This window comes from Streptomyces spinosus (assembly GCF_020400655.1).
GTDB lineage: Bacteria > Actinomycetota > Actinomycetes > Streptomycetales > Streptomycetaceae > Streptomyces > Streptomyces argyrophylli.
This window is the reverse complement of sequence record NZ_JAINRC010000013.1, coordinates 131,388-143,525: the sequence shown is the minus strand read 5'-3', so window position 1 is coordinate 143,525 and position 12,138 is coordinate 131,388. Positions and strand designations below refer to the sequence as shown.

The following is a 12,138-nucleotide window of genomic DNA, read 5'->3' as shown; positions in this document are numbered from 1 at the left end:
CCCTGCCGCGTACGCCATTCGTACCCGCGGAACCCTCCGGGAAGACTCTGGCATATGCCGGAAGCACCACCGTATCGTGTGTTGCCAAATCCCTTACAGGGCGTCGCGGGCTGTGCCACAGTCGTAGCGGTCCCTCGTCGTCCCCGTCGTACCGTCCCCCATCGGAGTGCGTCATGCCGTCCCCAGTCTCCGCGGACCGCCCAGCCGCCCAGCCGCCCGGGCGCGGCTCGGTCGAAGCGCTGATAACGCAGGCGCGGCGGCTCAAAGGCGACGTGGACGCCGTACGGCGGGACACCCGGAACGACGGTACGGACCCCGGGGAACGCTGGCAGCGCGCCCTGTACGACCTCGCACTGCACCAACTCGACGATCTGGACGCCCACTTGGCCCAGCTGCGGGACGGCCCGCAGCCCGCTCCGGCCGAGCCCGCCGCGCCGCCCGCGGGGCCGCCCGCGCGGGCCGCGGCCCCGAGCGGCTCGCTGATCAGCCGCGTCGGCAGCGCCGAGTGGGACCTGCTGACGGACGAGGCGACCTGGTCCGGCGAGCTGTACCAGATCCTCGGCCTCGACCCGGCCCGTCCGGCCCTCACCCTGGACGAACTGCCCAGTCTGGTCCTGGACGAGGACCGGCCGAAACTCACCGCCATGGTCACGGACTGCCTGGTCGACGCCAAACCGATCGACGGCGAGTTCCGTGTCGTACGGCCCGACGCCTCCGTACGGACCGTGCACATGATGGGCGAGCCGGTGCTCGGCGCCGACGGCGGGACGACCTCCATGTGGGCCGTGCTGCGCGACGTCAGCGAACTGCGCCGCAGCCAGCGGACGGTGCGCGAGACCCGTGACTCGCTGCACCGCCACCTCCGGCAGGAGCAGACCGAACACCGGATCGCGGCAGAGCTGCAGGAAGCCGTGCTGCCGCCCTGGCGCGGCTCCCTGCGGCTCCCGCGCCAGGGGCCGGGCGCGCTGGACCTGGCGGCCCACCGCCTCCCGGCCGCGACCCCCACGCTGCTCGGCGGCGACTGGTACGACGCCCTGGAACTGACCGACGGTCAGACGCTGCTCAGCGTCGGCGACCTCACCGGACAGGGCGTGACCGTCGCCTCCGGCATGGCCACGCTGCTCGGCGCCGTACGCGGCATGGCGCTGGCCGGCACCGAGCCCGGTCACCTGCTCACCCTGCTCAACCAGTTACTCGACACCACCGTGCAGCCCGCCCTCGGCAGCGCCGTCTGCTGCCGCTACCGGCCCGAGACCCGCACACTGCTCTGGGCGCAGGCAGGACACCCCGCCCCGCTGCTGTACCGCGACGGGACGGGGCGTGTGCTGAACACACCGGACGGCGTCCTGCTCGGCGCCTCCTCGGGCGCCGTCTACGGACAGTCCGTCCTCACCCTGCTACCGGGCGACCTGCTCCTGCTGCACACCGACGGGCTGCTGTCGGGCCACGACAGGACGGCGGCCGCGGACCGGCTGCTCGGCCTCGCCCCGCGGTTCGGCACGGCGCGCACCGCGCAGGACTGTGTGCGCACGGTCGTCGAGGAGTTCGGTGGCGCCGGACGCGAGGACGACGCGTGCGTGCTCGTCGCCAAGGTCACGACCTGACGGTCACCCCATGTGGCCGGCCCGCCGGGCCGGTCGGCGCACAGGCCCCTGTGCCTGTGCGCTCATGCCTGTGCGCTGTTGCCCTCCCCCTTGCTCCTCGGCTTGGGCAGCGCGAGCCGGATCTCCTCCCGCAGCTCGTGGATCCTCGGATAGCCGGCGTACTCCGCGGTCAGCCGGTACATCTGCCGCAGCCGGTCCCAGGTGCGCCGGGAGGAGTTCGACCCCATCGACATCAGGGCCAGCCGGGCGTAACGGTCGGCCTGTTCGGGGTCGTCGGCGATGAAGCAGGCCGACGCCATGGACAGATGGTCGAAGATCTTCGACCGCTCCCGCCCGTCGACGCGCAGGGCGAGGGCCTTCTCCGCGTAGTGCTGGGCGTGGGCGGCCGCGCCCGGGTCGAACTCCGCCAGCGTGCGGTACGCGAGCGCCTGCATGCCGTACAGATCCTCGTCCTTGAAGGTCTGCATCCAGTCCGGCGGTTCCACGTCCTGCCGGTCGGAGACGAAGAGGTCCTCCGCCCGCCCGAGCGTGCGGCGCATCGCCTGGCCCTTGCCCATCGACGCCTGCGCCCAGGCCTCGATGGTGTGGAACATCGCCTTCGTCCGTGGCTGCAGACGGTCGCCGGCGCCGGACTGGGCGAGCTTCATCAGGTCCAGCGCGTCGTCGGGCCGGCCGAGGTGCACCATCTGCCGGGCCGCCCGGGACAGCGCCTCACCCGCGCGCGGCCGGTCACCGCCCTCTCTGGCGGCGTGGGCCGCGATGACGAAGTACTTCTGCGCCGTGGGCTCCAGGCCGACGTCGTGCGACATCCAGCCCGCGAGGACGGCGAGGTTGGCCGCGACGCCCCACAGGCGCCGCTGGAGGTGGGGTGGATGGTGGTAGGCGAGCATGCCGCCCACCTCGTTGAGCTGGCCCACGACCGCCTTGCGCTGCAGCCCGCCGCCACGGGCCGCGTCCCAGGCGCGGAACACCTCGACCGAGCGCTCCAGCTCCTCGATCTCCTGGGACCCGACGGGGGCGGCCTCGTAGCGGTCGAACCCGGCGGGGTCGGCGTTCAGGGGGTCGTCGAGGACAGGGGCGTCGGCCCTCAGGGCCGGGTCGGTGTGCAGCCAGTCGCGCATGGCGCTGCTGAGTGTGGATCCCGCGGCGAGCGCGGCACCCGCGCCCACCAAGCCGCGTCGGTTGAGCATGAGGTCCATTCCCGTGAATTCGGTGAGGACCGCGGCGGTCCGTTCGGGCGCCCACGGCACACCGTCGGGATGTTCCTCGATCCCGTCGCTCTGCCGTTTCCCCGTACGCCCGTGCCGCACCAGACCTAGGTCCTCGATGGTCACGACACGGCCGAGACGCTCGGTGAACAGGGCCGCCAGCACCCGCGGCACCGGATCGCGCGGGATCTCTCCCATGTCGATCCACCGCCGCACCCGGGAGGTGTCGGTCGCCAGCTGCGGATGGCCCATGGCCGCCGCCTGCCGGTTGACCAGCCTCGCGAGTTCGCCCTTGGACCAGCCGGCCAGGCCGAACAGGTCCGCAAGCCGGGTGTTGGGTTGTCCGCTCACGTCAAGCCCCCAGGTTCTCGGCTGAGTTGACAGTAGCCGGGTGCACGTTGCCGGGCGACTATTCGCCACGGTTCGCCAGGGTCCGCCAGATGGTGTGCCACCGGCGATCGGGTGTCAGGTAGGAACGCGCCACCCCGACCCGGTCGCCACCCGCATATGACGGCCGTATACGGCGGAGCACGGCGGGCGACGACGGGCACACTCCCCAGGGTGTACCCGTACGGCCGGGCCGGGTGGGCGCACGCTCCCGGAACCACGCTCACGGGGCACGTGACCTGAGCACGAGTTCGGGACGCGGACGTACAGGCAGGCACCGCAGGCACACGAAGGGATCTGTTTCTCCCATGTACGCAGCATCGTCCTCCGTGTCCGCCCCGTCCCGGCCGCTGCGCCCCCGCCCGGCGGGCGGCGGGCCCTACCTCGACCCGGCACCGCGCCCGGGCGGTCCCGTGCCGGTCGCGGGCCGGACCCGGCGGGTCCCGGGCCAGCCCGGCACCCCACCGCTCAGCGGGAGGCTGGACCTGTCCGGCCCCCAGGGCGCGCAGCTGCGCACCGCGCTCGCCTCGGTGCACCGGATCTGCCCGGAGTTCGCCCCGGTGCAGGTCCTGCGGCGCAGCGGACGGTCCGTCCTCCTCGTCGGGACGACAGGGCGCAGCACGGCCGTCGCGAAGTGTCTCCTGGACCACTCGCCCGCCTGGGCGGAGCGGAGCCGCCAGGAAATAGCCGCATACCGCTCGTTCGTCCGGCACCGGCCGCCGGTCCGGGTGCCGAGGCTGATCGCGGCGGACCCGGACAACTGCACGCTGGTGATCGAGCGGATGCCGGGCCGGACGGCGTCCTTCCAGCGGCATCCGGTGGAGGCCCCGCCGCGCGCCGACGTCCGGGCCGCGCTCGGCGCGATCTGCCGGCTGAACGCCTGGCGGCCCCCGGCGGGCACCTTCGACATGCCGCTGGACTACGCGGCCCGGATCTCCCGGTACCACGAACTGGGCCTGCTCACCGACCGCGACCTCGGCGACCTGCAGAAGCTGCTGCACGGCATCGCCCACGAGGTGGGCCGGCACGGCATGCTCCAGTTCTGCCACGGCGACGCGCTGCTGTCGAACATCCTGTTGTCACCGGCCGGTCCAGTGCTGGTGGACTGGGAGCACGCGGGCTGGTACCTGCCGGGGTACGACCTGGCGACGCTGTGGCTGGTCCTCGGGGACGCGCCGTTGGCCCGGCGGCAGATCAGCCAGATCGCCCAGTCGGCGGGCCCGGCCTCCCGGGACGCCTTCCTGGTGAACCTGATGCTCCTGCTGACCCGGGAGATCCGTACGTACGAGACGGCCGTGCAGCGTTCGATGCAGGACACGGCCCCGGCGGCACCGGTCGCGGCCCACCCCGGTGCCATGCCGTCCGGCGAGGAACAGCGGCTGCTGCTCAGGCGGTTGCACGACGACTGCCAGATGGCCCGCAAGGCCGTCCGCGCGGCGGTCGGCACTCGCTGACCGGGCGACGGCTCCGCGGTGCGCCCTGAGCGGCGGCGCACCGCGGACCTTCGTGCGCGGGCCCGGACCTCGAGATCCACTGGTGTATGCCAGTGACGCCCCGCAGGCCCGGGCACCGCCGCCGAGAAACTCGCCGGAAACCCTCCGTGACATGGGAAATCACCTTTCCCCGGGCATCATTGACGGATCGTCGGCAAGCCGGTACCACTGACCCAGCCTGGCGCCGTACGCCCCGCCACGCCCCGCCCGTCACAGGAGGCCGCATTGCGAGGACCCGCCACCGACCCCACGTCCACACGCGGCCACAGACGTCTGCGGCGGACCGCCGTCCCGCTGGCCTCCGCGGCCCTGTTGCTGCCCCTGCTCGGCGCCGCCCCCGCCCCCACCGCCGCGGATCCCGGCCCGCACCGGTTGCAGGACGCGTTCGCCACCGCGGCGGCCGACTACCACGTGCCGCAGAGCGTGCTGCTGGCCGTCTCCTACCTGCAGTCCCGCTGGGACGCGCACGGTGGCGCGCCGAGCGTCACCGGCGGCTACGGCCCGATGCACCTCACCGACGCCCGGACCGCGCTCGCCACCGCGGAGCACTTCGCCGAGGGAACGGAGGACGCCCGGGGCGACAGCGCTCGTGCCGCGCTGCACCCCGTCGCCGACGTGCCGGCCGAGACGGCGGTCCCGGCCCGGCTGAAGACGCTGCCGAGGGCGGCCGAGCTGAGCGGCATCCCCGCCGAGGAGCTGCGCACCGACCCGGCGGCGAACGTGGCGGGCGGCGCCGCCCTGCTCGCCGCCACGCAGAAGGAGCTGGGCGAGCCGCTGAGCGCCGACCCGGCCGACTGGTACGGCGCGGTGGCCCGGTTCTCCGGCGCCGACGACACCGCGACCGCCACCGCGTACGCCGACGACGTGTACGACGTACTGCGCACCGGCGAGGAACGCGTCACGGACGACGGCCAGCGGGTGTCCCTGGCCGCCCAGCCAGGGCTGACCGCCGACAGCGGCAGGCTGGGGCGGACGGGCCTGCGCACGCTGTCCACGGACGGCACCGAGTGCCCCCGGTCGGTGTCCTGTGTGTCGGTCCCGGCGCCGTACGAGGAGTTCGGGGACAACGACTACGGCAACCACGACCTCGGCGACCGCCCGGCGTCGCAGAGCGTCAAGTACATCGTCATCCATGACACCGAGGGCGCCTGGGACGGGGTCATGAACCTCATCAAGGACCCCACCTATGTGTCCTGGAACTACACGATCCGCTCCACCGACGGTCTGATCGCCCAGCACGTCCAGGGCAAGGACGTGGCCTGGCACGCCGGCAACTGGTACATCAACGCCAAGTCGATCGGCATCGAGCACGAGGGGTTCCTCGTCTCGCCGGACGCCTGGTACACGGAGGCGATGTACCGGTCCTCGGCGCGGCTGGTGCGGTACCTGTCCCGGACCTACGGCATCCCGCTGGACCGGCAGCACGTCCTGGGCCACGACAACGTGCCCGGTCCGACCGCGTCCACCGTCCCGGGCATGCACACGGACCCCGGCCCGTACTGGGACTGGCGGCACTACTTCCAGCTGCTCGGCCACCCGTTCCGGCCCACGGCCGGCCGGCACGCCGGTGTGGTCACGATCCTGCCCGACTACACGTCGAACCGGCCGGTGTACACCGGCTGCACCACCAAGGGCGAGCCGTGCCCGGCGCACGGATCCAGCGAGGTGCGGCTGTACACCGACCACGACGTGACCGCCCCGCTGGTCAGGGACATCGGTCTGAAGACGGAGCCGACGGACGGGGTGAACGACCTGTCCTCACGGGTCTCCACCGGTCAGCAGTACGCGGTGGCGGACCGCTGGGGTGACTGGACGGCGATCTGGTACCTGGGGCAGAAGGCCTGGTTCCGCAACCCCGCCAAGGACCCGACGGCCGTACCGGCCAGGGGCCTCGTGGTGAGGCCGAAGGACGGCCTGACGAGCATCCCGGTGTACGGCCGCGCCTACCCGGAGAAGGAGGCCTACCCGGCGGGCGTCCCCGCCCAGTCGGTGGTGCCGCTGCCCTACACCATCCCGGCCGGGCAGAAGTACGTGGTCGGTGACGAGGTACCGGGCGAGTACTACTACGCGGTGACCTTCACGCCCGACTCGCACCGGGTCGTGGCGGGCCAGGACCTGTACTACGAGATCCAGTACGGCCACCGGGTCGGGTTCGTCCGGGCGGCGGACGTGACGCTCGAAAGGCCGGCGCACGACTGAGGGCCGGGGTGTCCCACCCCGGCCCTCGCCCCGCGCGCGTCCCTGCTCTCAGCCCTGCTGGAAGAGCTCCGCCGGGAGCGGCTTCAGCAGGGCGTACAGGTCGTCGGTGATCGGGCGGTCCCAGGCGGCGATGGTGACGAGGACGCCGTCGCTGCGGTCGAACTGGACGCAGGAGATCCGGCTCTCGGAGAGCTTCAGCCGTCGCACGATGAGGAGGTTGTCGCCCTGGAGCACCGGGGTGTCCTCGACGCCGACGACGGTGATCTCCTCGTCGTTCTCCAGCGCTAGCAGCAGCTGCCCCACCTCGAAGGGGATCTCCCCCTCGGCGACCTCACGGGCCGGGGAGCCCTCGGGGAGGTTGCCGATGATCATGGCGGGGCCGCGTCCGCCGAACAGGTCGTAACGCAGGAAGACGCCCTGGCAGGTCCCGTCGGGGGCGGGCAGCAGACCCGCGCCGAGGTTGCCCGGCCAGTCGCCCGGGTCCATGGCCAGCACGTCGAAGTCGGGTCCGGCAGGGGTCGCGCTGCGGCGGCGGAGGAACGACATGCGGCCATGGTACGTGCCTGGGCTCCGGTGGGTGACCTGCGGGCGCCCGGGAGACGGGCTGGGCCCTGCCGTTCGGATCATCCCGGTGTCGCGGGCCTGGGGCCTGTCGTTCGGATCCGGCCCTATCCGGACGACCCTAGTCCAGGGGGCAGCTGGTGAGCAGGGTGGCGGGGTCCGCGCCGGCCGGGCGGGCGACGGTGCGGTCGGCGGGCGGGCGGCCGGTTCCGGCGAGCCAGCGTTCCAGGGCCGTGAAGGCGGAGCGGTGGCAGGGCACCATCGGGCGGACCCGGCCGGGGAAGACGTCGGCGAGCGAGTCGGTGTGCGTGCCGTCCTCGATGCGGTAGTAGCGCAGCAGGGAGCCGCGGCCCGCCTGGTGCACCATGCGCGCGTAGACGTCCGAGTCCTGGCTGATCGGCAGCAGGACGTCGAGGGTGCCCTGGAGGGTGATCAAGGGCTTGCCGATGCGTCCGGTCAGCGCGATGCGGTCGACCGCCCGGTGGACGGCGGCGGGCCGCTCCGGGTAGGCGTAGTCGGCGTCGCAGGCCGGGGTGCCGGAGGCGCAGTACGGGGTGCCGGCCTCTGTGTCACCGTCGTAGCCGGGGTCGAGTTCCTCGCGGTAGATCCGCTGGGTGAGGTCCCAGTAGACCTGGTGGTGGTACGGCCACAGGAACTCGGAGCCGGCCGGGAAGCCGGCCCGGTGCAGCGCCGCCTCGGCCTCGGCCGCGCCGGGGCCGCCCGCGGCGTAGGCGGGGTAGTGGCGCAGCGCGGACGGCAGGAAGGTGAACAGGTTGGGGCCGTCGGTGCGCCAGAGGGTGCCCTCCCAGTCGACTCCGCCGTCGTACAGCTCGGGGTGGTGCTCCAGCTGCCAGCGCACCAGGTAGCCGCCGTTGGACATGCCGGTGGCGAGGGTGCGGGCCGGGGGCCGCTGGTAGCGCTGGGTGACGACGGCGCGGGCGGCGCGGGTGAGCTGGGTGAGGCGGGTGTTCCACTCGGCGATGGCGTCGCCGGGACGGCGGCCGTCGCGGTAGAAGGCCGTGCCGGTGTTGCCCTTGTCGGTGGCGGCGTAGGCGTAGCCGCGGGCGAGCACCCAGTCGGCGATGGCCCGGTCGTTCGCGTACTGCTCGCGGTTGCCGGGGGTGCCGGCGACCACCAGGCCGCCGTTCCAGTGGTCGGGCAGCCGGATGACGAACTGGGAGTCGTGGTGCCAGCCGTGGTTGGTGTTGGTGGTGGAGGTGTCCGGGAAGTAGCCGTCGATCTGGACGCCGGGGACGCCGCTGGGCGTGGGCAGGTCCTTGGGGGTGAGGCCCGCGTAGTCGGCCGGGTCGGTGTGGCCGGAGGCCACGGTCCCGGCGGTGGTCAGCTCGTCCAGGCAGTCGGCCTGCTGGCGGGCGGCCCCGGGGACGTGCAGGCGGGCCTGCCCCGCGCAGTGGGCGTCCAGGGGCTCCGGTCCCACGGGGGCGGCGGTGGCGGGGGTGACCAGGAGGGAGCAGGCGGCGGCGAGCGAGAGCGCGGTCAACGCGGTGCGCCGCACTGTCCGGGCGCGCCGTCCGGGGTGACCGAGTGGCGGTGTGGGGTGGGGAAGCATGTGGTTCCTCCGGCGGGTTGGGGACGCGCTGGAGGCTAGGGGCGGTGTGGGGGTTCCGGACATGTGTGGGGCCGCCATGATGACGACGCGTTCGACGGCGTCGGCCACCATGGCGGCCCTTCTCGGTCGCTGACCGGCTGTCAGGGGCAGCCGGTGTCGGCGAGGGTGAAGTATCCCGGGGGTGCTTCCTTCAGGGTGTGGGTGACGAACGTGTTGTACAGGCCCATGTTCTGCTGGGACCCCTTGGCGTAGGTGTAGCCGCCGCTGGTGGTGGCCCGTCCCGCCTGTACGTGGGCGTAGTTGCTCGCCGTCCAGCAGGCGGCGGTGCCGCCGCCGGGGTCAGGGTCCCCGCCGCCCGGGTCCCCGCCGCCGGGGTCGCTGGTGTCCAGGCCGAAGAACCGGGCGATCCAGCGGCTGGAGCAGATCGAGTCGAGGAAGTACGGGGCCGCGGTGCTCCCGCACTGTTCGCCGCCGGTGCCCGGATCGACCGGGGTGCCGTGCCCGATGCCCGGGACCCGGTCGACCTCGACGGCGACCGTGCCGTCGGCGGCCAGGTACTGGTCCTGCCGGGTGGCGTCGGGCCCGATCGTCGTCGTGCGCGTGGGGGTCTGGGACAGGCCGTGCAGGGCCGTCCACTGGTCGCGCAGTTCGGTGGCGTTGCGCGGTGCGACGGTGGTGTCCTGGTCGCCGTACCAGACGGCCGCGCGCGGCCACGGCCCGCCGTACGAGGGGTAGGCGTCCCGCACCCGCTGGGCCCACGCGGCCGGACTCAGGTCGACGCCGGGGTTCATGCAGGTGTAGGGGCTGTTGTCCCTGGTGCAGTCGTAGGGCAGGCCGGCCACGACCGCGCCCGCCGAGAACACGTCCGGGTAGGCGGCGAGCATGACCGTGGTCATCGCGCCGCCGGCGGACAGGCCGGTGACGTAGACGCGCTGCGGGTCGGCGCCGTAGGCGGTGACGGCTTGGCTGACCATCTGCCGCACGGACAGGGCCTCGCCCTGACCGCGCCGGTTGTCGCCGGTCTGGAACCAGTTGAAGCACTTGCTCGCGTTGTTGGCGGTGCCGGTCTCGGCGAGCACCAGCAGGAAGCCGTCGCGGTCGGCGAGTTGGGGCAGCCCGGAGTTGTCGGCGTAGACCTGGGCGTTCTGCGTGCAGCCGTGCAGGGCGACGACCACCGGTGGGTGGGCCGGCAGGGTGGCGGGCCGGTAGACGTACATGCTGAGGGCGCCCGGGTTGGAGCCGAAGTCGCTCACCCGGGTGAGCGTGACGGCGGCGTGGGCCCGGGGCGCGGGACCGGCGAGCGCGGTGCCGAGGACGACGGCGAGGACGGCGAGCAGTCGGGGCAGGAGGCGGGACAGCGGGCGGGCCCGTGGTAGTGCTGCGGGCGCCCTGCTGAAGGGGGGCAGTGGCATGGCGGCTCCTTCGGTGGACACACGGGTCCCGGCCGCTCCCACGCGCGGCGGACCAGCCGGGAGTGCCGGAACCATAGGTTCGGGTGTGTCCGGGCACCATGGCGTGGCGCACCACAGCGGGGGGACCGCCGGTCGGCACCGGACGGATTGCGCGGCGCGGCGCGGTCTGCTAAGCCGACGTCACCCTGGATCACACGGCCCGCATCACACGGCCCGCATCACACGGCCCGCGTCCCTGAGCCGAACGGCTGTGCCGGCCTCATTCCTGGGGTGGCGCCGGTGGCACCACCGCGATCGGGCTCGCCGCGTGCAGCAGTACGGCCTGGGTGACCGAGCCCATCATGCGGGCGGGGGCGAGCAGCCGCCGCCGGTGCCGGCCGACGACGACCAGATCGGCGTCCTTCGAGGCGGCGACGAGGTGGCCGGCCGCGTCGCCCGGCAGCGCCTCGGCGTCGGCGCGTACCTCGGGGTGCCGCTCGCGGTGCGGGGCGAGGAAGCCCTCGGCGAGGGTGCGGGTCTCGTGCGCCACGGCGTCCTGGTCGATCGGGGGCGGCACCGGCTGCCCTGGTGCCGACCAGGTCTGCACCGGCCACGGGTAGGCGGCGATCACCTGGAGCCGGGCGCCGCGCAGGGCGGCCTCGGCGAACGCGAGGCCGAGGACGGACTCGTCGGGGCTGTCGACGTGCAGACCGACGACGACCCGGGGCCCGGGTGCGGCCGGCCCCTGCCCGTGCACCTCCCGGTCGGGCCGGGGGACGACGACCACCGGGCACTCGGCGTCCCGGGCGGCGGCGAGGCCGTTGGAGCCGAGGAGCAGGCTGGCGAAGCCGCCGCGGCCCCGGGAGCCGAGCACCAGCAGCTGGGCGTCGGCGCCGAGTTCGGGCAGGACGGCACCCGGCACGCCCTCCACGGCGAGGTACTCCACGGCCGGCGCCGCGGCCCGGTCCGCGAGCCGGCCGCGCGCCTCGTCGAGCACGGGATCGCCTTCCGCCCCGGGCGGCCCGGCGACCAGGACGTCGGCCTGGCCCCAGGCGGCGTACTGCCGTACGTGCACCACGCGCAGTGGTGCCTTGCGGCGGCGGGCGGCGTCCAGAGCCCAGTCCAGGGCCCGCAGACTGTCCGCGGAACCGTCGACCGCGGCGATGACCGGCGCTGCGTTCATCCTTGCCCCACCTCCGGAACACGACCTTCCCCTTGCTGGGGTCAGCCTGGCTCAGGTCCGGCCCCGGCAGGGCTCTGCCGGTCGCGTGTCCGGAAATCGGGCCGGAACACCCCCGGTTCAGGTGAGGTCGAACTCGCCCTCCCGCGCGCCGGAGACGAACGCGCCCCATTCGGCGGGGGTGAAGATCAGGGAAGGACTCTCCGGCCGGCCGCTGTTGCGCATCGCGATGAAGCCCTCGACGAAGGCGATCTGGACGTCGCCCAGACCGCGGCTGCCGGACTGCCACTCGGCCTTGCTCAGGTCCAGCTCCGGCTTGTCCCAGCCCGCGAGCGGCTGTTGCTGGATGGTGCTCTCGGCCACGTCCCTGCTCCTCCCGGTTCGTCGTCCGCGGGTCAGCCTAGCGACCGGTCGCCACGGCGGACAGGGCACGCGGGGAGAACCCTCGGGCGGGCCGGCCGGCCGCCGCGGCGGGGTCGTCGGGAGTAGGAGGACTCGGCGCCCACGAGCCGCGTCGGGAAGATCCGCGAGCCTCCGCCGTACGC

The 12,138-nt window shown here is 73.6% G+C and carries 9 protein-coding genes; 3 read left to right on the top strand and 6 right to left on the bottom strand.

Annotated elements, in window-relative coordinates; translation table 11 throughout:
- Positions 1-173 precede the first annotated feature (173 nt).
- A complete protein-coding gene (locus tag LG395_RS24820; protein ID WP_225811248.1) occupies positions 174-1,604 on the top strand; it encodes a PP2C family protein-serine/threonine phosphatase in 1,431 nt (476 codons plus the stop codon).
- Between the two features lie 62 nt (positions 1,605-1,666).
- Here the strand turns inward: LG395_RS24820 and LG395_RS24815 are convergent, their stop codons facing one another.
- On the bottom strand, positions 1,667-3,163 hold the full coding sequence (locus LG395_RS24815) for a DNA-binding protein NsdB (RefSeq protein WP_225811247.1): 1,497 nt from the start codon (positions 3,161-3,163) through the stop codon (positions 1,667-1,669).
- Positions 3,164-3,507: 344 nt separating this feature from the next.
- Here LG395_RS24815 and LG395_RS24810 point away from each other — a divergent pair, with 344 nt between their 5' ends.
- Together LG395_RS24810 and LG395_RS24805 are read left to right on the top strand one after the other, a co-directional pair.
- On the top strand, positions 3,508-4,653 hold the full coding sequence (locus LG395_RS24810; RefSeq protein WP_171158933.1) for an aminoglycoside phosphotransferase family protein: 1,146 nt from the start codon (positions 3,508-3,510) through the stop codon (positions 4,651-4,653).
- A gap of 264 nt (positions 4,654-4,917) precedes the next feature.
- Positions 4,918-6,891, top strand: coding sequence for an N-acetylmuramoyl-L-alanine amidase (locus LG395_RS24805; protein ID WP_225811246.1), 1,974 nt, complete (start codon positions 4,918-4,920; stop codon positions 6,889-6,891).
- A 48-nt stretch (positions 6,892-6,939) separates the two neighbouring features.
- Here the strand turns inward: LG395_RS24805 and LG395_RS24800 are convergent, their stop codons facing one another.
- From LG395_RS24800 to LG395_RS24780, 5 genes are all read right to left on the bottom strand, one after another.
- Positions 6,940-7,437: a glycosyltransferase family protein gene (locus LG395_RS24800; RefSeq protein WP_171158931.1), complete on the bottom strand. Its 498-nt coding sequence runs from the start codon at positions 7,435-7,437 to the stop codon at positions 6,940-6,942.
- Between the two features lie 136 nt (positions 7,438-7,573).
- Entirely contained in the window at positions 7,574-9,022 is a 1,449-nt protein-coding gene (locus LG395_RS24795; protein ID WP_171158930.1) for a 3-hydroxybutyrate oligomer hydrolase family protein, read from the bottom strand.
- 140 nt (positions 9,023-9,162) lie between these two features.
- The gene (locus tag LG395_RS24790) at positions 9,163-10,434 is read right to left on the bottom strand and encodes an extracellular catalytic domain type 1 short-chain-length polyhydroxyalkanoate depolymerase (RefSeq protein WP_225811245.1); all 1,272 of its coding nucleotides are present in this window, start codon (positions 10,432-10,434) and stop codon (positions 9,163-9,165) included.
- A gap of 259 nt (positions 10,435-10,693) precedes the next feature.
- Positions 10,694-11,596, bottom strand: a complete 903-nt coding sequence (locus tag LG395_RS24785) for a universal stress protein (RefSeq protein WP_225811244.1) — start codon at positions 11,594-11,596, stop codon at positions 10,694-10,696.
- Between the two features lie 117 nt (positions 11,597-11,713).
- On the bottom strand, positions 11,714-11,956 hold the full coding sequence (locus LG395_RS24780; protein ID WP_171158927.1) for a DUF397 domain-containing protein: 243 nt from the start codon (positions 11,954-11,956) through the stop codon (positions 11,714-11,716).
- Positions 11,957-12,138: the final 182 nt, after the last annotated feature.